Genomic DNA, 22,533 nt, shown 5'->3' on the forward strand with positions numbered 1-22,533 from the left:
CACTAGAGGTTATTTGACCAAGGAGGAAATGCTCTTTTTTCCTCCATCGAGGGGCTAGGCGCTGGAGCTGGATTACGAAAAACTTCTTCTAAAGTTATCCACAAGTTTATATTTTATAAATTCCTAAACCATAATAAAAAATCGGTCTATTATTAAATAGACCGATTTTCGTTTTATTGCTATTGGCGTATAATATATTATATTTTATGAATGTTTTACTGTACATTTTGAGTTAGCTAATAGCGGCAAATGATAATTCGATTTAGGTTTTGTAAGACTTATTTTAATTCCGGATTGTTTTAAACGATTAACTAAATCAACCATTTTCTTTTTAGACATGTTTAACTTCTCCTTCTCATAAAACCGGCTAGCTATATTATAACCGATTTATATGAAAATTTTGAGAAGTTTATTAATTTTTAACAGAATATTTTTCATTTAATACTATTGACAAATTCTAAGGTTTTAAAATTAACTTTTCGCCACTTATTTCATTTATATTAGTTTGATGATAATTTCCATTTGCCCAATCATCCATTTGGTTATGATACCATTCACTTAGCACATGACCCGATTGACCAGGACCAACTAGATGGTATCCCTTTGTTGGGTTTGACATGTCAATAACAAATCGCCATGATCCACCGTGATTTACCACTCCATCATCCCTATAGGATGCAGCCTGCACTGTTACTGAACTTCCCCCAACAGGTATATTTTTTTCAAAATTAAAAAGATAATTTAATGGTCTAACAGACGATAACGGATGAAAAAATTGAACTTGGTGATAATCCCCCCAGCTCCAATCCTCCACTTTTTCACCAAATAATGTTTCAATATCTTTTATACTTTTATCAAATGTAGTTTGAACAACTTGATTTAATCCGCCTTTTTCCTTTATCCATGGACCTTCATGATTTGCAGCAGCCCTTCTGATTAATTCATCAACGGCTTGTTTTTGCCCGCCAAACAATTTCATCATTTCTTCAGGAATCGCATCGTTGAAAAGATTAGACTTTATATTCTTCATCCAAAAATGAAATATTAATGGAGCTGCCTGATCCACATGGTCCTGATAATCCCAATTATTTAATACTCTTACTACTTCTTTTTGTTGTTCCGTCCTTATATCAGGTAAATGTTGAAGTAAAATTGGTACAAATTCTCTTGCTTGTAAATTTAATTGATCCATTTGCAATGCCTGCATATCTTCAATGGTTAAATCATTTTTACTATTTAAAAATTCTTGAATACGCATTTGTCTGTATGGTTGTGCCCAATTGTGGCTTATATGATATGGATATTGATCATTAATTACCTTATTATTTGCTGTCGAAATAAAGCCAGAAGGAGGATTTACGACCTTAGGAAGTTCGTTAAAAGGAATATATCCTTCCCACTCATACTCTCCGGTCCAACCCGGTACAGGAAGTAAACCATCTCCATTTTTTCGAATTGGAATTTTTCCATTTGCTTTATAAGCAATTGTTCCATCTATCGAAGCAAATACAAAATTTTGAGTTGGTGTATGAAACTTTTGCAAAGCTGTTTCAAATCCCTCCCAATCCTTCGCTTTATTCATATTTAAAACTGCCTCTAATTCTGGAGACGGCTCTAGAGCTGTCCATTTTAACGATAACACCTTGTCCTTTCCTACTTCACCAGCAAAATCAGAGATTACTGGGCCGTGTCTAGTAATCATTACTTGGTAGTCAATGGCTGACTCCCCTTTTACTTTAATTGGTTCCTTAATTATTTTGGCTTTTTCCCAGTTGTCTTTAAATAAAAATTCATTAGGATTAGCAGGGTTTCTTTTTTCTATATATAAGTCTTGAACATCAGGCCCAGTGTTAGTAACTCCCCATGCAATTGACTCATTGTGGCCTAAAATGATACCAGGAATTCCTGCAAAAATAACACCGCTTACATTTACTGTTGGTGCTTCTAAATGCATCTGATACCAAATAGAGGGCGTCCCCAAAGATAAATGCGGATCATCAGCAAGAAGAGGCTTGCCAGATTTAGTTTTGCTTCCAGCAACAACCCAGTTATTACTGCCATTAAATTCTGCTGGAATCACTGCTCCGGCAAATGCTTTACCAAAATCAATCTCATCCTTACCTATGATATATGGTGCATCTTTAGGATAAGTTGGAAATAAGTCATATGCTTTTTCTTTTGAAAAATTTTGCAATAAATATTGCCTAAATGCTTGATCTTCCCAGTGCCCTCCTAAATCGAATGCCATGTATTTACCGATAGTTAAAGAATCCACTGCACTCCAAGGCTCAGGTGTATACCCTAATAATGTAAACTCAACTGGTAACTTATTAGATTTTTTCATTTCCTCCATATAGAGATTGACCCCATCAGCAAACCAATTTAAAACATTTTTGCCATCTGTCGAATATTGATTATAAGAGTCTTCTGCAGCCCTTCTTAACCCTAAGGTACGAAAATATTTATCTCTATCGATTGTTGCTTTTCCGATAACCTCGCTTAGTCTGCCTGAAGCTTGCCTTCTGCTTAAATCCATTTGAAATAGGCGGTCCTGAGCTTCGACATAGCCCTGTGCCACGAATAAATCCTTTTCATTTTGTGCCTGAATATGAGGAACACCATACGAGTCTCGGGTTACCACTACTGACTCTGAGAGAATGGGAAGTATTAATTGTCCATTTGTCTTAGGTAAAGATCTACCTAAATAAATGTTAAAAGTTAGTACAATTAAATAAAATAATACCAGTAGTGTTACAACAGAACGAATCATTACTTTTTTAGTTTTCTTTTTATTTCTTATTACAGCTTCCATTCCTTCACCCCTTTGATCATACTATTTCGCCCTTTATTTTCCATTTCCTCTTTTAATTTTTCGAATCTTCCGGAAATTATTTTCTATAAAAATGGTACTCATTGTTAGATAAAATAGGAATTCAAGCTTATATATGCTATAATTTTAAGGATATTTTGTGATGGAGGAAAAAGTAAAAATGATAACAGTACAAAACGTAGGTTTACGATATGGTGATCGCAAGCTTTTTGAGGATGTTAATATAAAATTTACTCCTGGAAACTGCTACGGATTAATTGGTGCAAATGGTGCAGGAAAATCCACTTTTTTAAAAATCCTTTCTGGTGAGCTTGAAGCCCAGACAGGAACAGTATCTTTAGGACCAAATGAGCGTATGGCCGTCCTAAAACAGAATCACTTTGAATATGAGGATTTAGAAGTTTTAAAAGTTGTTATTATGGGTCATACGAGATTGTATGAGGTCATGCAAGAAAAAGATGCTATTTACATGAAAGAAAATTTCACTGATGAAGACGGCATGAAAGCAGCTGAACTTGAAGGTGAATTTGCTGAATTAAATGGTTGGGAAGCAGAATCAGAAGCAGCCATTTTATTAAAAGGTTTAGGAATCACTGAAGATTTACACACAAAATTAATGGCTGACCTTACAGGTGGAGAGAAAGTGAAAGTATTACTTGCTCAAGCCCTATTTGGTAAACCTGACGTTCTTTTATTAGACGAGCCAACGAACCACTTAGATATTAAAGCGATTCAATGGTTAGAGGAATTTTTAATTAACTTTGAAAATACAGTCATTGTAGTGTCCCATGACCGTCACTTCTTAAATAAAGTTTGTACTCATATTGCAGATTTGGATTTCAGCAAAATTCAAATCTACGTAGGTAACTATGACTTCTGGTATGAATCAAGTCAACTTGCTCAAAGAATGGCTTCAGATACAAATAAGAAAAAAGAAGAAAAAATAAAAGAGCTCCAAGCTTTTATTGCGCGCTTTAGTGCAAATGCATCCAAGTCAAAACAAGCAACATCAAGGAAAAAATTATTGGATAAGATTTCATTAGATGATATTAAACCATCTTCTCGTCGTTATCCATATGTTGGATTCACTCTAGAACGTGAAATCGGTAATGATTTATTAAGAGTTGACGGCTTAACAAAAACGATTGATGGTGTAAAGGTTTTAGATAACATTAGTTTTATTATGAATAAGGATGACAAAATCGCCTTAGTTGGAAAGAATGAAATGGCTAAAACAACGTTATTTAAAATATTAATGGGTGAAATGGAAGCAGATAGCGGTACTTTTAAATGGGGAATTACAACTTCTCAAGCTTATTTCCCTAAAGACAATTCAGAGTTCTTTGAAGGCTGTGAGCTTAACCTGGTTGATTGGTTACGTCAATTCTCACCTAAAGATGACAGTGAAAGCTTCTTAAGAGGATTCTTAGGTCGTATGCTATTCTCAGGTGAAGAAGTGTTGAAAAAAGCTAGCGTCCTTTCTGGGGGAGAAAAAGTCCGTTGTATGTTATCAAAAATGATGTTAAGCGGTTCAAATGTTCTACTTCTAGATGAGCCTACTAACCATCTTGATTTAGAATCCATAACCGCTTTAAATGACGGGTTAATCAACTATAAAGGTTCTATGATTTTCGCTTCACATGACCATCAATTTGTTCAAACAATTGCTAACAGAATTATCGAATTAACACCTAGCGGAATTGTAGATAAAGTCATGTCATATGATGAGTATCTAGAAAACACTGACTTACAAAAGCAAATTGCTGAAATGTATGCATAATATTTAGGAGCCGACACAGTCGGCTCCTTTTGTGTATATGGCTATAAATTTTTATCTTGTTTTTTTCGTGATGAAGGCATTTTTGTTCTACCTGTTTCTTGGTTCGTGGTTCCTTGGCCTTCAACCTGTGGTGAGTTTAATCCGATTGTAGAAGGATCCTTTTTACGTCTATTACTGCTCATTTTAGCCACCTCCATATCTTTTATAGTCCCATAAAGTTTTCTCTCTTATACGATGATAAAGTAAGAATAAACACCTAGAGGATAGGAAAGCTTAAAGTTGGAGGAGGTGTTTTTAATGGCTAAAATAGGTGTTGAACAATCCCTTACAAACATCCAACAAGCATTACGTGAAAAAGGATATGACGTAGTGGAACTAAAGCAGGAGTCAGATGCAAATGGATGCTCTTGCTGTGTTGTTACAGGATTAGACTCTAATGTTATGGGTATGCATGATACTTTTACAAAAGGGTCTGTTATTGAGGCAAATGGTTTATCCGCTGATGAAGTATGTCAACAAGTTGAAAGTAAACTTCAATAAAAAGAAAAGGGTCTGTTCAAAGCGTACAGACCCTTCTCTTTTACATCCATATTCCTTAATGTGATTATTTTTACTTCTTGTTTTGCTCTTTTTTCGATATAATTTTATTTATCAGATTTAATAAACTCTCAACATTTTTATATGGATGGTATTATGGAATATTTCGAATTATTATCACCTGTTAAATTATCATTACAAATATCCATTATTTCTTTGATTTTTGTTGCAGTTATAGGAATATCCTTAGCAACTTTCATTGGCAAAGGCACATTTAGAGGTAAAGTATTGGTTGAAACCGTACTGATGCTTCCTTTAGTACTTCCTCCTACCGTGACTGGCTTTATTCTAATTATTATTTTTGGTGGTAATAGTACAATTGGAAAACTATTTGACTCCTTTTTTCGTACCAGCTTAATGTTTTCATGGTGGGCTGCAGTTATGACAGCTTCCATCGTTTCTCTTCCCCTGATGTATCAATCAGTCAAAACCGGATTTCAAGCCGTTGATAAGGACATTGAAGAAGCCGCCCGCGTAGACGGGGCAAGTGAATGGGTTGTGTTTTTAAAGATCTCCTTACCATTAGCCTATAAATCTATCATTACTGGAATGATATTAAGTTTCGCAAGAAGTCTAGGCGAATTTGGTGCTACCCTTATGTTTGCGGGAAATATTCCAGGCAAAACTCAAACAGCCCCTACTGCGATTTACGTAGCTCTAGAATCAGGCGATATAAAAACGGCCTGGTTTCTAGTTTTATGTATGATCCTCTTGTCTTTCCTGATGCTTTTTTTAAGTACAAGTTTAAGTCGAAAATAAAAAGCTATGTTAGTCATAGCTTTTTATTTTATCTGATTGATGGAAATGCTTTTTTCTTAGAAATAAGATTCCGATTAGGAGAAGTAAAAGACTTCCTCCTCCACCGGCATACAATAAAAACCCACTATCATGTTTTGTGGAAGCTACTTTTGTTGGTTTGCTCTCTTTTTTTATTTCTTTCAAAGGAACAGTCTGTATTGTCTTTCCCCACTCATCTAAAATTACTAGTTGTCCATTTTTATCAATAAAGGGCTCCGATCCGGTTACTGATTCAGTGATATAGATTGGGTGATTCAATCTATACTGTTTTTTATTTTCTTGATAAATGGTTGATGAATCTAACTGGAGAGTTTGGTAATGCTTAAACCCATATCGAAGTAATTCGACTGTTTCTGAATATATTTCGGTTTTACTTTCATTTTTTAAAACAATCGCTGTTAGGCTTAATTTCCCATTAGTAGCTGTTGTAGCAAGGGTTTGTTTGGATTGATCCACATATCCTGTTTTTCCGCCAGTAATCGTTGTTTCAAATGGAATCTCTCCTTTTAATAAACGATTATGTGTGCGCAATGTCGTATCCCAAGATTCACCATGCCACTTTAATTCCTTTGTCCCAAAAATCTCCTTAAAAGTTGGATTTTTTAAAGCATAATTGGTTATGATTCCCAGGTCATAGGCTGTGGTATAATGATTTTCATCAAAAAGACCATTTGGATTTGTAAAATTTGTATTAGTTACACCAATTTCATCTCTTAGAAATTGATTGATATGATTTGAGAAATGCTCTATATCTCCATCAAGATATTCAGCAATAGCGATAGCGGCATCATTTCCAGAATTGATTAACATCCCTTGGATAAGGTGTTTTAGTGGAACTTGTTCTCCTTCATTTAAAAAAACCTTTGTTCCTTCTACATTCACAGCATTTGCACCGACTGTTACAATCTCATATAACTTCCCTTTTTCAATGGCATAAATGGCTGTTGCAATTTTCGTTAAGCTTGCAGGATATAATCGTTCATTTGCATTTTTTTCATATAAAACGGCACCAGATTGAGAATCCATTAAAATTGCAGCTTCACTATTTATGGTTAACTTGTTATCTGTTGAAGCGGCCATAAAGTGTTCTGTGGATAAAAAGAAAGCAAGTGTTATTGTAAGAATAAATTTGATATATTTCATGTCATTCTCCAATCAACTGATTTCTATTATCTTATTTTAACATAATTTTTTTTTGGAAAATTAAACTGGTGACATTTAACATTTACTTCTTTGTTTTACCTCAAGTAGGTAATCAATAAATAGCTCATCTCTTACTAATGATGCTGTGTGATTTCTCTTTATGTCGTATTCTGCCTCTGCAAAAGATTTAAAAGTATTGACCGTTCCATGTCGATCTGTTTCAACCTGCCAAGATCCGTTTTCTAACTGTGATATAAAAAACCTTTCTCCACCACGATTATCGTATAAAACACCTTTTGGAGAACCTTTTATGTTAAATTTGTTTTTAAAGGCATCCATTCTTACTGATTCAAGTGGGAATACCTTTTCAACAAACAGAGAATACGCTTCTTTATTCATTGTAGAACCAGAAGCCTTCGCATGACCACCACCGCCATACTGTTCTGCAACTCTCGACACATCTATATGGTCATGTACCGTTCGATAACTGATTTTTTTGGCTCCCATGTTTAAAATAGCAATATAATCAATATGGGAATTCTCTTTCCCCAGTTCATTTCCTAGTTCAGAATGATAGGATTCTGCATGAACAATTCCGACACATTGATCATTTATAAATGTTTGAATTAACTCCCTCTTTTTTTTACGAATATATCTCTCAATCTTTTCTTCTTCCATATCAAGCAGTTTCTGTTCAAATTCATCAAAGCCAAAATGTTCCTGCTCCTGTAACCTCATAACCATTTTCTCTTCAAACTCATCAATTGAAACCATATAAAATAAATCATTTAATCTTTTAGCTTTTTGATTATTGTTAACATCCCATTCCCAAGTATCATACTGCCTAACTAATTCTACAAATTCACTTACAGACTTCGTTTCCTCTATAAACTGATGCTGCTTTAAATAATCGTATAGTAACGAGGTAGCTGATGCTAATTTTCCATGTTCATACTCTACCTTTACCATTCCCCACGAATAGTCATTGAAATGAAGGGCCGTTTTATGGTGATCGATTAAAAGTACCTTGGCGCCTTTACTAACCATTTCATTTAATTTTTGAGCAATTTCTTCATTAGTTGATAAATCTGTGATGATTAAGTAATCAGAATTCTGTTGCTCATTATATTTTTCTATGTACTGTCCTACTTGGTGGTCAAGACTAGATATTGAGTTATAACGGACATTCACTTGTTCTCCAAAAGCCAATTTTGCTAAGATTCCACAACCTACACCATCTAGGTCGTTATGTGTAAATAAATGATACATATTTCCACCCCTGTTCATTAATCTAGGCTCTTTTCTAAAACTTTGTTGCTTATCTAATTTAAAAAAAGAGATTTCTTAGTGTAGAATGATAAAACTCGTGTAAAAATCAAGAAAAGAGCTGCTCACTTTTTAAGAAAAAATGTAAAAATCAGGCTTCTGGGATTTTTACCAAAACCACAATTTGTACGAAAACAGCCTTAATCTAAAAAGAAAAACAGACACTATCCTTAGTGCCCGTTTTGAATAGAAATTATTCGCTACTTTGGGTCGTATTAAAAAATTCAATCTCCTTACCTTTTTCCTGATTCTTCTTAGATTTTTCACCCATCTTCCCGTCTGATTCATAGCTTTCTTTAAATGATGGACCTTTTCTCTTATTCGGCATAATAAAACCTCCTCTCATTTAAGATTGAATTATTTTTAGGACTTTATGCAAAAAAATACTGTAAGTAAATCCAAATTGGATTCACTTACAGTATTCAATATTTTTTCATTATACTTGTTTGTTCATTAAACCCGAGACAAATGATAAAAACGTATGAACACCTGCTTTTACAGTGGGCTGAACTGCTAAATCACGGTTTGGATCCAGACATACTATATCAACAGCACGTATTTTAGAAGATGTCCCTGCTGTGTAAACAGCTTCAAATAGTTCGGTGGTACTCATGCCACCCGGTGTAGAAGCGGGTACTCCTGGAGCATAAGAAATGTCTAATACATCCATATCGATGGTTACGTATATAAAATCGACCTTTGCTTCCAATTCTAACAAGGCATCTTGAACAGTTTCCATTATCCCCTTTTTCCTTGCTTGCTTTAATGTTATATAGTTAACCTTTTGTTCTTTCGCATAACTAATCAATGAAGGGCCATTAAAAAAGCCATGTAAACCTATGTTATAAACATTCTCCCCTTCCACTATCCCGCTTTCTATTAGATTTCTAATCGGAGTGCCGTTTGATGGGCCTTGGTCCTTTAAGTCTCTCAAGTCCAGATGGGTATCAAATTGAAGGATTCCTATTTTTTTCGAAGGATCTACATCCTTTAAGCCCGAAACCAGCATTGCTGTGATTGAATGGTCACCACCAATCGTAAATATAAGGGATTCCGAAAAGGATTTACTTACACCATTCATCACTTTCTTTATATTTGAGTGACACTTACTTATGTCTGTCACATGCATCTCAATATCTCCCAAGTCAAGAACACGTAGATCTCTTAAATCTTGGTCAGTATCAATATTATAAGTACCAAACCCTTTCCACATTTTCCGAAAATGATCTGGAAATTCTGATGCTGCCGATGCACTAATAGAGGACCTTGACAGCGGTGCGCCTAATAATACAATATCCCACTGTTTTTCCAATAGTGATTCATCGCTATTAGGAAGACGCTGTTCGATCCAATCCTTTACCTTTATATCTATCGCTGTCTTATTTTGCGACCAATAAAAGGAAGGAAGTTCAAGCGGAAGTTTTAACATCTTACTCCCCCTTTAACTACTACCATTCCATTTTTAATGACAGTATCTGTATGGTTCATACCAAAGTGATACTGAAGCTGCATATAATTTGATACATTTGCAATTAACACATCTGCTTTCTTTCCTGTTTCCAAGCTCCCTATCTCATGAGCACGGTTAATAGCATGGGCTGCATTAATTGTTGACGCTGTTATTACCTCAGCAGGCGTTAACCCCATATGCAGACATGCTAAGTTCATTATCAATGGTGTTGAAACCGTTGGAGAGGAGCCCGGATTACAATCTGTTGAGATAGCTACCGGTAAACCTAAATCAATCATTTTTCGACCGTTTGCTGCTTCAGTCATTAAAAACAAGGCTGTTCCTGGAAGAAGAACCCCTATTACCCCTTTTTCTGCCATAGCTTTAATACCCTTTTCAGATGCTTTTAACAAATGATCAGCAGAAATGGCCCCTACCTCTGCCGCCAATTCTGCTCCCTCATAAGGTTCTATTTCATCCGCATGAATTTTAGGAATAAGCCCAAATGTTTTTCCAACTTCTAAAATTAGGCGGGACTGCTCTGGGGTAAAAACTCCTCTTTCACAAAAAACATCGTTAAACTCCGCAAGCTTTTCCTTGGCTACTTTTGGTAGCATTTCATGTATAACTAATTCAACAAATGCATCGGGATTTTCTTTATATTCTTTTGGGACGGCATGAGCCCCCATAAAAGTTCTTACCACATCAATCGGATGACTTTCATCCAGTTGTTTAGCAACCTTTAATTGTTTATATTCCGTTTCCCAATCCATTCCATAACCACTTTTGGCTTCAATGGTCGTTACACCATGCAAAAGAAACTTATCTAATCGCTTGATACTCTCTGAAAAAAGTTCCTCTTCGTTTGCTTCCCTTGTTTTGGAAGTAGTAGAATGAATTCCACCTCCAGCGTTCATGATTTCCATATAGGTAGCACCATTTAGTCTCATATTAAACTCTTCTTCTCTAGTACCCTTAAACACCAGATGAGTATGAGGATCAACTAAGCCAGGAAGAACAACCTTACCAGTTGCATCAATAACGTCTGCTATTTCTAATTTAGAATGATATCTTGTTCTAAGATCCTCACTTGTTCCAATCGCAATTATTTCCCCATTTTCAATCCATAGAGCTCCTTTTTCGATAATAGATAATTCGCTCATGGCCTTATGTGTTGCAGGTCGATCCGAATGGCCCTGTAATGTGATTAGCTGGTCAGCATTTTCAATAAAAAGCGGTCTTCGTTGCAAAGTAAATCCCCCTTATTTCATCATCGGTATATTTACGCCTTTTTCTTTTGCTGTTTTTATGGCTAAATCATAGCCTGCATCCACATGTCGAACAATTCCCATCCCTGGGTCAGTTGTTAATACTCTTTCTAAACGTTTTTCTGCAGCTTCCGTACCATCGGCCACAATCACCATTCCAGCATGTAGAGAGTATCCCATCCCAACACCACCGCCATGGTGTACGGAAATCCAGCTAGCACCACCAACCGCATTGATCATCGCATTTAAAATTGGCCAGTCCGCAACAGCATCACTTCCATCTAGCATCCCTTCTGTCTCACGATTAGGAGAAGCAACTGATCCAGAGTCTAAGTGGTCTCGTCCAATGACGATTGGAGCTTTTAATTCACCTTTTGCCACCATGTCATTAATGATTTTTCCAAATCGGGCACGTTCCCCGTAGCCAAGCCAGCAAATTCGAGAAGGTAAACCCTGGAATTGAATTTTTTCTTGCGCCATTTTTATCCATTTACATAAATGCTCATTGTCCGCAAATTCTCTTAAAATAACTTCATCTGTTTTATAGATATCCTCCGGGTCACCTGACAGCGCTACCCAACGGAAAGGACCTTTTCCTTCACAAAATAATGGTCGAATATAGGCAGGAACGAAACCAGGAAAATCAAAAGCTGATGCTACTCCTTCATCCTTCGCTACCTGGCGAATGTTATTACCATAATCAAAAGTTATCGCACCTCTCTTTTGCATCTCTAACATTGCTTTAACATGAGTTGCCATACTTTGTTTAGAAAGTTTTATATATTCTGCTGGTTCCGACTTTCGTAAATCAGCTGCTTTTTCTAAACTATAACCAACTGGAATATATCCATTTAATGGGTCATGGGCAGAGGTTTGGTCTGTTAGGACATCAGGTATAAAGCCTTTTTCAAGCATTAATGGTAAAAGCTCTGCCGCATTTCCTAATAGACCTATTGATAATGGACGCCCAGCAGCCTTCGCTTCCTTCGCCATCTGAATAGCTTCATCTAATGAATCAGTTTTAACATCTAAGTACTTTGTATCTAAACGACGTTGAATTCTTGTTTCATCCACCTCTATCGCTATACATACACCTTCATTCATCGTGACAGCAAGCGTTTGAGCTCCACCCATACCTCCAAGACCTGCTGTTAAGGTGATGGTTTGTTTTAATGTACCTGAATAATGCTGACGTGCTAATTCAGCAAATGTTTCATATGTTCCTTGAACAATCCCTTGACTGCCAATATAAATCCAGCTTCCTGCTGTCATTTGGCCATACATCATTAAGCCCTTTTTATCAAGCTCATGGAAAGTTTCCCAGTTTGCCCATGCAGGTACTAGATTTGAGTTTGCTAGTAAGACTCTAGGTGCATCTGTGTGTGTTTTAAAAACAGCAACAGGCTTCCCTGATTGGACTAATAGTGTTTCATCATTTTCTAAATTTTTTAGGGTTTCCACAATTGCGTCGTAGCAATCCCAATTTCGAGTTGCCTTGCCAATTCCACCATAAACGACTAAATCATGCGGTCTTTCCGCTACTTCCTCATCTAGATTATTCATCAGCATTCTTAAAGCAGCTTCTTGAATCCAGCCTTTTGTATGCAATTCTGTTCCAGTATAATTTTTGATTACTCTCTTTGTATCCGCTTTCATTTCTATCCCTCCGTTTCTAAATATATTAATAGTGTAAGATGATTTTTTTCATTTAAGTATGTAATATTTTATTGAATTTTTATAATTTTGTTAACTTAATAGTAATAAACTAAGATTTTAATTTTATTTTTTTATAATTTTCTTATGTTTTTAAAGATTTTTTAGATTTTTCAATTTAACACATTAAAGCGTCGGGGGTCTGACCCCCGACGCTTTAATGTGTTAAACAGCCATCATCTAACTAGGAATTATGGTTCCGAAATTGTTTAGGTGGCATATTTGTCAATTGCCGAAACACTCTTGTGAAATATTGTTGATGTGTAAATCCACATAACCTTGCAATTTCTTTTATTGACATTTCGGTTTCATTTAATAGTTTAATTGCTTTATTTATTCGAACTTCATTCAATGTTTCTCTAAACGTTTTTCCTGTCTTTTGTACAAATATACTACTTAAGTAAGTAGGGTTTCGATTCAGGAGAGTAGCCACTCCCTCCAAGGTTAATTGGGAATTCCAATAATGGGTATGAATATAGTCTATACAATTTCCGATTAAATCCTTTTTATGTTCACTCATTTGTTCCTTTAAATTAAAAATCTTGGATATAAATATAATTAATTCCTGAACATTGCGATATATGATCGTTGAATATAAAACCTGATTGAACAAATTAAGATAGTCACTTTCAAGTTCTATAAATATAGAATTCTCTTTCATATATCTGCGAATTTGGGCAAGTATACTCGTTATCCGTATTCGTATAAGACCAGGGTCCGGATAAGGTGTTGCTAGGTGAAGAAATTCTTTATACAACCATTCACGAATCCCTGTTAAATTAGAATGATTTAAAAAATCTATCCAAAGCTTTTGCTCACTAGAAGTAAGGAAAGGATCAATGAATTGCCATTTAATCTCCTCTGCATATTGGGTTACCTGGTTAAACCCTATAAAAAATGTAACTTCAAGCATTTTCTTTGTTTCAATATACCGTTCATGTATAGACAAATTTTTATCTGTAGGAAGATATACGACAATAGAAATAGGTTCAGGCTCGTACAATTGCCAGTCTCGTAATAATCTTTGAGATTCTTCATACCAAGAATCTTCATTTAATTTTGAAATCCCAATAATCGAATCCGATAATGAATAAAATTCAACATCCATTTTAAAAGAGTAATTTTTTAGAAAAGTAGTCAGCTTTTTGATACATCCTCTTTCCTCGGTTTTAAAACCTAAAAACACAAAATCTTTGGCAGAAGTTAAATTATCATTAAATATCTGAGTGATGTCTATTCTATTTTCAGATTTTTTTTCAATTGGATTCAAAGAGTGCTTGGATTTTATTTCTCTTACTAAGTATTGAATATTTCGTTGCAGTTGTTCAGGTGAAACTGGTTTTAGCAGCAACGGTTTTACTCCTATGTCAATTGCCTTCATAGCCGTTTCGAATGTTGCTTCTAATGTTAAACCAACCACTTTTGGATTTAATACCTTTAACCATTTCTTTAAATTTTTGTTTTCTAATGGGGTTAGAAGCTCCATTTCTAAGATTAGAATATCAACTGGAAAACTTTCTAATTTATCTAGAAGCTCAGATATAGTAAAGGCCAGCTCAATTGATAAAGAGGCATCATTTGATTTTAATAACCATTCCATCCCTGTCGTTTCATACCGTTCTCTGTTAGCAATCAATACATGTACCAAGTTTTCACCCCCTAACTTTCATATTAACTTTTCACTAGGTTTTGTAAAGATTATTTCAGAAAAAACAGACAAGTTTCCTCCATCATTATGCATATAGATAAAGTAGACGAGCATCCATTCTACGATTTCTAGAATAATCACCTGAAGGCTTCCTAAACATCACATGATTGGAGGTGAAGAAAATGCCATTTTTAGTTCTTAAAAAGAGATCATTATTTATTTTTTTCCTTGTTGGAATAACGATCATCTCAGCTTCCGTTTGGTTTATTTTTAGGTCAGCTAATGTACCTGTTTTTAAAACTCAAGCCGAATCAAATACGAGAGAAATCCATATGGTAACTGGGGAATTTAAAGCTAAGACAGAAAAAGGGAACGAAATCGAAGCTTATCGTTGGGATCCTGGTACTATTTTTATGGAAAAGGATGAGAAAGTTAATCTTGTTATTTACGGAGTAAATGGAATTGAGCATCCATTTACGATTGAAGGTACTACTATTAAAGGTACTGTCAAAAAAGGGGAAGAAACAATTGTCCCCCTTCAATTTAGCAAGGAAGGCACGTATCGTCTAATTTGTCACACACACGCTGACAAAACAACAAATGGACCAATGATTGCGTATATTGTCGTCGATTAGAAGTAAAGCTGAAACAGGAGAACAAACTCCTGTTTCATTTTTTTACTATAAAAATAGTAACAACCTTATTAATCTCCCTTATTTCGTATATTAATAATATCCAAATCAACTCTCTTAATATATATAACAGATTTCAAAAAATGCGATTATTTTATAATACAGTTTCAAAACCGCTCATTCCTTAATCCATACTTTTTTGTCCAAAGTGTGAATTAACCCTGTTTTCACAATATCTTAACAAATACTAGGCTAAACCATCTATTATTTGTGATGTTTTTCACTTATCATCTGTTATATAAGATATAAGATAAAAATATCAAATCTGTTATATATACGAGGTGTACAACAATGAATAATCAATGGATTGGTTTTACTACTGGAACATGGGCAAAAAAGGTCGATGTTAGAGACTTCATTTTAAAAAATATGGAACCGTACGAAGGTGATGAGGGTTTCCTAGCATCAGCTACCCCTTCAACTACTAAACTATGGGAACAAGTAATGGAATTAACAATACAGGAAAGAGAAAAAGGCGGAGTTCTCGAAATGGATACTGAAACCGTATCTACGATTGTCTCCCATGGCCCAGGATACTTAAATGAAGACTTAGAAAAAATTGTAGGAGTTCAAACTGATAAGCCTTTTAATCGTTCACTACAACCGTTCGGTGGTATTAGAATGGCTAAAGCAGCTTGTGAAGCATATGGTTATCAATTAAGTGAAGATATTGAAAAGATCTTTACTGACTATAGAAAAACACATAATCAAGGCGTATTTGATGCATATACAGATGAAATGATGCTGGCAAGAAAAGCGGGAATCATTACAGGTCTGCCAGATGCATACGGACGCGGCAGAATCATTGGTGATTACCGTCGAGTGGCTTTATACGGTGTTGACTTTTTAATAAATGAAAAGAAAAAAGATCTTGTTTCAACAAGTAAAGTAATGACTGAAGAAAATATGCGCCTTCGTGAAGAAATTTCAGAACAAATCCGGGCACTTCTTGAATTGAAAGAGCTTGGTACCATTTATGGTTTTGACATTTCCAAACCTGCTAAAAATGCTCTTGAAGCATTTCAATGGTTATATTTTGGGTATCTAGCAGCCATTAAAGAACAAAATGGGGCAGCAATGAGCCTAGGTCGAGTTTCCACCTTCCTTGATATCTATCTTGAACGAGATTTACAAAACGGTACCTTAACGGAAGAACAAGCACAAGAATTAGTAGATCATTTTATCATGAAGCTCCGTCTAGTAAAATTTGCACGGACTCCTGATTACAATGAATTATTTAGCGGTGATCCAACTTGGGTAACAGAATCAATTGGCGGAATGGCATTAGACGGACGTTCACTAGTAACCAAAACGTCCTTCCGCTTCTTACACTCATTAGACAACCTTGGACCTGCTCCAGAACCAAACCTAACCGTACTCTGGTCCACACAGTTACCAGAAAAATTTAAGAAATATTGTGCAAAAATGTCAATTAAAACAAGCTCAATCCAATACGAAAATGATGATATTATGCGTCCAGAATATGGGGATGATTACGGGATTGCCTGTTGTGTTTCTGCCATGGAAATTGGTAAACAAATGCAATTTTTTGGGGCTCGAGCAAACTTAGCTAAAGCACTGCTTTATTCTATCAACGGTGGAATAGATGAAAAATTAAAAATCCAAGTAGGTCCTGATTTTGCTCCAATAACCTCTGAAGTATTACAATTTGATGAGGTCATGACAAAATTTGAGCAAATGATGGAATGGCTTGCAGATTTATATATTAATACTCTAAACATCATCCACTATATGCATGATAAATACAGCTACGAACGTATCGAAATGGCTTTGCATGATTCCGAAATAGTAAGAACGATGGCAACAGGGATTGCTGGACTAAGTGTGGTAGCCGATTCCTTAAGCGCTATAAAATATGGTGAAGTAAAGGTTATTCGTGATGAAAATGGAATCGCTGTCGACTTTGAAACAAAAGGTGAATTTCCTAAATACGGTAATAATGATGATCGGGTAGACAGCATTGCCGTTGATATAGTGGAACGATTTATGAAAAAACTGCACAAGCACCAAACCTATCGTCAATCTATTCATACGATGTCTATTTTAACCATTACCTCTAATGTTGTGTATGGAAAGAAAACAGGAAACACTCCTGATGGAAGACGTACAGGTGAACCATTTGCCCCTGGAGCTAATCCAATGCATGGTCGTGATACAAAAGGAACCTTGGCGTCGCTTTCTTCTGTTGCAAAGCTTCCTTATCAATCTGCATTGGATGGCATATCTAATACTTTCTCCATTGTTCCAAAGGCATTAGGGAAAGAAGAAGAGAGTCAGTCTCGTAATCTTGTTTCTATCTTAGATGGGTATGCAATAAAAGCGGGGCATCATCTAAATGTAAACGTATTTAATCGTGAAACTTTATTGAATGCCATGGAACATCCTGAAAAGTATCCACAATTAACCATTCGGGTTTCTGGTTATGCCGTAAACTTTATTAAATTAACGAGGGAACAACAAATGGATGTTATTAATCGTACATTCCATGAATCTTTGTAAAACCATTAATTAAGGGATCGAGGTCTCCCCTTCCATTGAGACTTCCCAATCGAAGGGAGATTACTATCATGCTAGGAAATATACATTCTATCGAGACTTTAGGAACTGTTGATGGACCAGGAATTCGTTATGTTGTCTTCACACAAGGCTGTCTCTTACGCTGTCAGTTTTGTCATAATGCTGATACATGGGAGATTGGGACTGGTAAGCAAATGTCTGTTTCCGAACTCATGAATGACTTAATTTCTTATCTCCCGTTTATTCAGTCTTCCGGTGGCGGTATTACAGTTAGTGGCGGCGAGCCTTTATTACAGTTACCGTTTTTAATCGAATTATTTAAGGAATGTAAAAAGAAAGGAATTCATACAACGATTGATTCTTCTGGCGGATGCTATTCAAATGCAAAACTATTTCAAGAACAATTGGCAGAACTCCTTCAATATACGGATTTAATCTTACTCGATTTAAAACATATTAATCGAAAGAAACACATACAGCTTACTGGAATGCCTAATGACCATATCCTTGAGTTTGCTAAGCTGCTTTCCAGCAAGCAGGTACCTGTTTGGATTCGCCACGTCTTGGTACCAACCATCACAGATGATGAAACAGATTTAAATGAAATGGCAAATTTTATTTCTACACTTAACAATGTAAAAAAGATTGAAATACTTCCATACCACAAACTTGGGGTCTATAAATGGGAAGCACTCGGGCTTCAATATCCACTAAAAGAAATAGAGCCACCGAATGATTCACAAGTTGAAAAGGCTTTGCATATTTTAAAAGGGAAGTGTCAGTTTACTTCTTAATTGTTTTAACTCCCCCTATTTATGTGCTGCACGAAGGTGTGGCACTTTTTTTATTTATTATTTTCCAAAGTTTCTATATAATGGAATCGAGAGGTGATGACAAATGGTCTACCAAACTGGTAAAACCAAATGGGGAATCTTTTCAACACTAATACTATTAATATTTACCGCAAACTATACAATCTATCATCAACCTATCTTTTTCCCTTTAGATAATAAAATCGTTATAGCTTCCTTAATTGATTTTATTATTGTTATTCCAGTTATGACTTACCTTTTCATAATCAGAAAAAGATATTCATTAAAGATGATTGGAATACCCGTTCTTGGTGGTTATGGTGCTGCCAAGTTAATCATCCCAGATGAATTATTAAGTTCTTACTCCCAAGTTACCTGGTTCATTATTGCAGGTGAGCTAATCATAGTCCTAATGGAAATTTATCTACTTTATAAAATAGTGACCAAATTTCCAAAATTAGTGAAGGAATTTAAGGAAAGACGCGAGAACGGAATTTATTTTCCCGAAAACATCAGTATTGTGATAGAACATATTATGCCCCATTCACTAACGAAAAGAATTATGTCAACTGAAGCAGCTATCTACTATTATGCATTGTTTTCTTATCGCAAAAAATTGAAATACAGCACTACCAATACGTTTACCTATCATTTAAAGACAAGCTCTATTGCCCTTAATATTATGCTTATTCATGCGATAGCAATCGAGACGATTGGACTTCATTATTTATTACATCAAATGAATCCTATCCTTTCTTATATTTTATTAATTTTAAATGTATATACCGTTTTGCTATTTTTAGCTGAAATTCAAGCAATCCGTCTTTCGCCTATTCAATTAAATTCCGAAAAATTAAACCTTCAAATTGGTTTAATGAAAAGAATAACAGTACCGATTAATCAAATTGCTAATATATCATACTACTCAGGTCCAGATCCTTTGAGTAAGACAGAATTAAAACATACCTTTGATGCTAGGATCAATGATTTTATTACAGAAAAACCTACGTTTGAAGTGACACTAAAAGAGCCATTAACAGCAAACCTTTTATACGGCTTTACCAAAAAAGTAGATCGTATTGTTTTAACAGTCGATGAACCAGAACGCTTTTATCAAGCACTTAAAAATGTTTTAAATGAAAAAAAGATGGATGAAGACTGATAACTTAGTTATCAGTCTTTTTTATAAACCCATTTATTTCCATTAACAGTATTTGAACTTCCATTCCCCATTGTGAATATGATGTTATCGAAAATGGAGTGAAGACACCTATGAAATGGAAATGGTTATTTAGTATGTTGATCCCCATTATAATTTTATTAATCCTTCCTTTTCTTACAACAAACCATTCAGCAATAAAATCTACAGACAAGCTCTATCCCTCTAAGCAATATTTTCCTGTTTTCCAACAAAATTATTTGATGGGTGAACGAGATAAGAAAACCACCGAAAGGAACAATTCTAGTCATAATCCTACTAAAAAAGAGCAAACGCCAGCTCTCCTTTGGGGAGTAGACTCTGCAAGTACTGTCGATGCTAAATTACTGAAATGCACACGAGATTATTATGGAGTTCCGGCCATTTGGGGAAGATATATAGGTACAAAGGACAATGTATCATCTGGACTAACAAAGACAGAAATTGACCTTCTCCACAGCAAAAAAGTAAAGGTCTTACTGATTTATAATCATTTTGTTGATGCTACAGGCTATGAAAATGGAAAAAAAGAAGCGAAACAAGCTATTAGCCTAACTGCTAAACTTGGAATACCTAAAGGTAAGGCGTTATTTGCAGATATTGAGCCCACTTATCCAGTTGATTCCGAATTCATCAAGGGATGGGTTGACGAACTTTCTCAGTCTGAATATCGTGCAGGGATTTATGGATTATTTAATCCCGAAAATAAATTATTAGCAGCCTATCAAAATGCTGTTTCAAACAACCCAAATATTCAAAAGAACACGATTATTTGGACTGCATCTCCACACCTTGGTGTTACAAATAAAAAGAACCAACCTACCTTTAAACCACAAGGACCAAAAGATTCATTACTCTTTGGCTGGCAATATGGAATCGAAGCCAAAAACTGTAATATAGACACCAACCTCTTTTCCAACAAAATAATCCCATACACATGGTAACGCAGTAAAGCAGTGGGGGTCAGACCCCCACCGCTTTACTGCGTTACCTTATTACTTCCTTGTTTAATTTTATCTTATGATTTGATCGGTTATTTCTTCTTGCTCTTGTTCTGCGATTTCGCTAGAAATTATTTCATCTTTTTCTAATTTACGAATCGCTTCATGTTCCGCATAAAGCAATCTTTTTTTAATCGCCTCAGTTTGAGTTTCTTTTAAGTGCGGAAAACGATTAAATAGTTCATTCATTTTCTCCTGTGTAGCTTCAATTTTACTTTCATATTCCTCAACCAATTGTCTAGTTACAGGTTCTGTAATGTACAGTTTTCTTTTTAGACTTTGAATTTCACTCAGCGCGGTTTCATATCGAAACATACCAGCCAAAAGCTTTTCATACTCAAGAGCCTCTTCCGTCTGTATAGTTATTCCGAAATAACGAATCAATGGCTTAATCGTCAGTCCTTGTAGGATCAAGGAAAATAAAACAACACTGAAAGCAAGTAATAATAGATCTTCTCGAGCAGGAAAGTCCCGAGGCAAACTAAGAACTAAAGCAATAGATAGTGACCCCTTTAAACCGCCCCAATTAATAATATGTTTCCATTCTTTCGGGAAACTTTTGACCGAAGATAATCCAATATATACAGCAATACTCCTTGCAATTAAAACAATCAAAATAGCGAAAACGATAATCCCCCATTTATCCAAGATAGATATCCGAGTGATTTCTAATCCAACCATTAAAAAAACAATGGAGTTAGCTAGTAGTGCGGCTACATCCCAAAAATTATTGATGTTTAATTTAGTAGTTGGAGTCATTCCAATACTTCCTCCATAATTTCCAAAAATCAGGGCTGCTACCACCACAGCAATAACACCGGAAGCATGAACACTTTCAGCTAGAATAAACGACCCATAGAATAAAATCACACTAAAAATGATTTCTAGTGGATAATCATCATAATACTTTGTTAAAATGGAAAATCCATACCCTAATGATCCCCCAATGATTAAGCCAAGTGAAATCACTCTAATAAACTCCCATAGTCCCATGCCAAGCCCTAACCATCCAGCATCTATATAGGTCAATAAATAGAAAGCGGAGATTTTAAATAAAACTACAGCTAAACCATCATTAAAAAGACTTTCCCCTTCAATCACGATGGCTAATCGTTTTTTTACTCCAACACTTTTAAAAATAGATAATACACTTACAGGGTCTGTTGCACTCATTAAAGCCGCGAAGACGAAAGCACTCGATAGCGGCAATTTTAAAAAATAATACCCTGAAAAGCCGATAATTAAAAATGATATAAAGGTAGCACCAAAGGATAACGACAAGATGGGATTTTTATTATCACGCAAATGATGAAAAGGTAATTTTAATGCAGCTTCTCCTAGTAATGCTGGCAGAAATAATGTGATAATAACAAAATTAAATACCTCTCCTTCGGTTATAAAAAGTTTAACCGATTCAAGAATAGGAATGTTAAAAAGTCCAATTAAAGCGCCTACAATGACTAAAGCAATTGGATATGGTTGATTAAACTTTTTAGCAATGGCTGTCACGCCTGCCGCAATCATTACTAGAAATAAACTTAATTCAAATACATGGTGCAAATCTAATTCATTCATTTAATTCCTCCCTGCTACTTAGTATCTTCTAATTTTTCATATTATAATATTTACCAAACTTGAAATGAAACCTTTCAACCTTTTATCACGTATGTACAAATAGGAAAAAACCTTCTATTGTATTATTTTGAAAAGCAGATTACACTATATACATTCGTTTAAAA

The 22,533-nt window shown here is 35.2% G+C and carries 18 protein-coding genes; 8 read left to right on the plus strand and 10 right to left on the minus strand.

The features are described 5' to 3' along the window. Positions 1–457 precede the first annotated feature (457 nt). Positions 458–2,812, minus strand: a complete 2,355-nt coding sequence (locus ACSBPO_RS13245) for a penicillin acylase family protein (protein ID WP_442593993.1) — start codon at positions 2,810–2,812, stop codon at positions 458–460. A 178-nt stretch (positions 2,813–2,990) separates the two neighbouring features. On the opposite strand from ACSBPO_RS13245, the gene ACSBPO_RS13250 reads away from it, so the two are divergent. Further along, entirely contained in the window at positions 2,991–4,610 is a 1,620-nt protein-coding gene (locus ACSBPO_RS13250; RefSeq protein WP_442593995.1) for an ABC-F family ATP-binding cassette domain-containing protein, read from the plus strand. Between the two features lie 41 nt (positions 4,611–4,651). Here the strand turns inward: ACSBPO_RS13250 and ACSBPO_RS13255 are convergent, their stop codons facing one another. Then, complete coding sequence (locus tag ACSBPO_RS13255; protein WP_442593997.1) at positions 4,652–4,792, minus strand: YuzL family protein; 141 nt, start codon at positions 4,790–4,792, stop codon at positions 4,652–4,654. A gap of 115 nt (positions 4,793–4,907) precedes the next feature. Between ACSBPO_RS13255 and ACSBPO_RS13260 the strand changes: the two genes are divergently transcribed. Beyond that, positions 4,908–5,150: a YkuS family protein gene (locus ACSBPO_RS13260; RefSeq protein ID WP_442593999.1), complete on the plus strand. Its 243-nt coding sequence runs from the start codon at positions 4,908–4,910 to the stop codon at positions 5,148–5,150. 153 nt (positions 5,151–5,303) lie between these two features. Then, positions 5,304–5,966: a molybdate ABC transporter permease subunit gene (gene modB / locus ACSBPO_RS13265; protein ID WP_442594001.1), complete on the plus strand. Its 663-nt coding sequence runs from the start codon at positions 5,304–5,306 to the stop codon at positions 5,964–5,966. A 9-nt stretch (positions 5,967–5,975) separates the two neighbouring features. Here modB and ACSBPO_RS13270 read toward each other — a convergent pair whose 3' ends face one another. The 7 genes from ACSBPO_RS13270 to ACSBPO_RS13300 form a co-directional block, all read right to left on the minus strand. Then, positions 5,976–7,148 (minus strand): D-alanyl-D-alanine carboxypeptidase family protein, encoded by a 1,173-nt coding sequence (locus ACSBPO_RS13270; RefSeq protein ID WP_442594003.1) that lies wholly within the window; start codon positions 7,146–7,148, stop codon positions 5,976–5,978. Between the two features lie 75 nt (positions 7,149–7,223). Beyond that, positions 7,224–8,417 carry a DHH family phosphoesterase gene (locus ACSBPO_RS13275; RefSeq protein WP_442594005.1) on the minus strand — a complete coding sequence of 398 codons (1,194 nt, stop codon included), beginning with the start codon at positions 8,415–8,417 and terminating at the stop codon, positions 7,224–7,226. A gap of 250 nt (positions 8,418–8,667) precedes the next feature. Then, positions 8,668–8,802, minus strand: a complete 135-nt coding sequence (locus ACSBPO_RS13280; protein ID WP_442594007.1) for a hypothetical protein — start codon at positions 8,800–8,802, stop codon at positions 8,668–8,670. 108 nt (positions 8,803–8,910) lie between these two features. Continuing rightward, the gene (locus ACSBPO_RS13285; RefSeq protein ID WP_442594009.1) at positions 8,911–9,903 is read right to left on the minus strand and encodes an agmatinase family protein; all 993 of its coding nucleotides are present in this window, start codon (positions 9,901–9,903) and stop codon (positions 8,911–8,913) included. Continuing rightward, on the minus strand, positions 9,897–11,174 hold the full coding sequence (hutI, locus tag ACSBPO_RS13290; RefSeq protein ID WP_442594011.1) for an imidazolonepropionase: 1,278 nt from the start codon (positions 11,172–11,174) through the stop codon (positions 9,897–9,899). The genes ACSBPO_RS13285 and hutI overlap by 7 nt, the downstream gene beginning before the upstream one ends. 12 nt (positions 11,175–11,186) lie before the next feature. Next, the gene (hutU, locus tag ACSBPO_RS13295) at positions 11,187–12,848 is read right to left on the minus strand and encodes a urocanate hydratase (RefSeq protein WP_442594013.1); all 1,662 of its coding nucleotides are present in this window, start codon (positions 12,846–12,848) and stop codon (positions 11,187–11,189) included. A 241-nt stretch (positions 12,849–13,089) separates the two neighbouring features. Beyond that, the gene (locus ACSBPO_RS13300; protein ID WP_442594015.1) at positions 13,090–14,553 is read right to left on the minus strand and encodes a response regulator transcription factor; all 1,464 of its coding nucleotides are present in this window, start codon (positions 14,551–14,553) and stop codon (positions 13,090–13,092) included. Between the two features lie 182 nt (positions 14,554–14,735). On the opposite strand from ACSBPO_RS13300, the gene ACSBPO_RS13305 reads away from it, so the two are divergent. The 5 genes from ACSBPO_RS13305 (at position 14,736) to ACSBPO_RS13325 (ending at position 20,737) form a co-directional block, all read left to right on the plus strand. Continuing rightward, on the plus strand, positions 14,736–15,188 hold the full coding sequence (locus ACSBPO_RS13305) for a hypothetical protein (RefSeq protein ID WP_442594017.1): 453 nt from the start codon (positions 14,736–14,738) through the stop codon (positions 15,186–15,188). Positions 15,189–15,536: 348 nt separating this feature from the next. Next, complete coding sequence (gene pflB, locus ACSBPO_RS13310) at positions 15,537–17,765, plus strand: formate C-acetyltransferase (RefSeq protein WP_442594019.1); 2,229 nt, start codon at positions 15,537–15,539, stop codon at positions 17,763–17,765. A 68-nt stretch (positions 17,766–17,833) separates the two neighbouring features. Continuing rightward, the gene (gene pflA, locus ACSBPO_RS13315; RefSeq protein WP_442594021.1) at positions 17,834–18,577 is read left to right on the plus strand and encodes a pyruvate formate-lyase-activating protein; all 744 of its coding nucleotides are present in this window, start codon (positions 17,834–17,836) and stop codon (positions 18,575–18,577) included. A 103-nt stretch (positions 18,578–18,680) separates the two neighbouring features. Continuing rightward, entirely contained in the window at positions 18,681–19,757 is a 1,077-nt protein-coding gene (locus ACSBPO_RS13320; protein ID WP_442594023.1) for a hypothetical protein, read from the plus strand. A 110-nt stretch (positions 19,758–19,867) separates the two neighbouring features. Then, positions 19,868–20,737, plus strand: a complete 870-nt coding sequence (locus tag ACSBPO_RS13325; RefSeq protein WP_442594025.1) for a glycoside hydrolase domain-containing protein — start codon at positions 19,868–19,870, stop codon at positions 20,735–20,737. Positions 20,738–20,806: 69 nt separating this feature from the next. Here ACSBPO_RS13325 and ACSBPO_RS13330 read toward each other — a convergent pair whose 3' ends face one another. After that, a complete protein-coding gene (locus tag ACSBPO_RS13330; RefSeq protein WP_442594027.1) occupies positions 20,807–22,369 on the minus strand; it encodes a Na+/H+ antiporter in 1,563 nt (520 codons plus the stop codon). Between the last annotated feature and the right edge of the window lie 164 nt (positions 22,370–22,533).

Origin of the sequence: Neobacillus sp. D3-1R (genome assembly GCF_052180215.1) — a bacterium.
GTDB lineage: Bacteria > Bacillota > Bacilli > Bacillales > Cytobacillaceae > Pseudoneobacillus.

Bases quoted from the DNA above. Each gene is read 5' to 3' on its own strand.
- ACSBPO_RS13245 (WP_442593993.1), bottom strand. From the start codon at position 2,812: ATGGAAGCTGTAATAAGAAATAAAAAGAAAACTAAAAAAGTAATGATT.
- ACSBPO_RS13250 (WP_442593995.1), top strand. From the start codon at position 2,991: ATGATAACAGTACAAAACGTAGGTTTACGATATGGTGATCGCAAGCTT.
- ACSBPO_RS13255 (WP_442593997.1), bottom strand. From the start codon at position 4,792: ATGAGCAGTAATAGACGTAAAAAGGATCCTTCTACAATCGGATTAAAC.
- ACSBPO_RS13260 (WP_442593999.1), top strand. From the start codon at position 4,908: ATGGCTAAAATAGGTGTTGAACAATCCCTTACAAACATCCAACAAGCA.
- modB (WP_442594001.1), top strand. From the start codon at position 5,304: ATGGAATATTTCGAATTATTATCACCTGTTAAATTATCATTACAAATA.
- ACSBPO_RS13270 (WP_442594003.1), bottom strand. From the start codon at position 7,148: ATGAAATATATCAAATTTATTCTTACAATAACACTTGCTTTCTTTTTA.
- ACSBPO_RS13275 (WP_442594005.1), bottom strand. From the start codon at position 8,417: ATGTATCATTTATTTACACATAACGACCTAGATGGTGTAGGTTGTGGA.
- ACSBPO_RS13280 (WP_442594007.1), bottom strand. From the start codon at position 8,802: ATGCCGAATAAGAGAAAAGGTCCATCATTTAAAGAAAGCTATGAATCA.
- ACSBPO_RS13285 (WP_442594009.1), bottom strand. From the start codon at position 9,903: ATGTTAAAACTTCCGCTTGAACTTCCTTCCTTTTATTGGTCGCAAAAT.
- hutU (WP_442594013.1), bottom strand. From the start codon at position 12,848: ATGAAAGCGGATACAAAGAGAGTAATCAAAAATTATACTGGAACAGAA.
- ACSBPO_RS13305 (WP_442594017.1), top strand. From the start codon at position 14,736: ATGCCATTTTTAGTTCTTAAAAAGAGATCATTATTTATTTTTTTCCTT.
- pflB (WP_442594019.1), top strand. From the start codon at position 15,537: ATGAATAATCAATGGATTGGTTTTACTACTGGAACATGGGCAAAAAAG.
- pflA (WP_442594021.1), top strand. From the start codon at position 17,834: ATGCTAGGAAATATACATTCTATCGAGACTTTAGGAACTGTTGATGGA.
- ACSBPO_RS13320 (WP_442594023.1), top strand. From the start codon at position 18,681: ATGGTCTACCAAACTGGTAAAACCAAATGGGGAATCTTTTCAACACTA.
- ACSBPO_RS13325 (WP_442594025.1), top strand. From the start codon at position 19,868: ATGAAATGGAAATGGTTATTTAGTATGTTGATCCCCATTATAATTTTA.
- ACSBPO_RS13330 (WP_442594027.1), bottom strand. From the start codon at position 22,369: ATGAATGAATTAGATTTGCACCATGTATTTGAATTAAGTTTATTTCTA.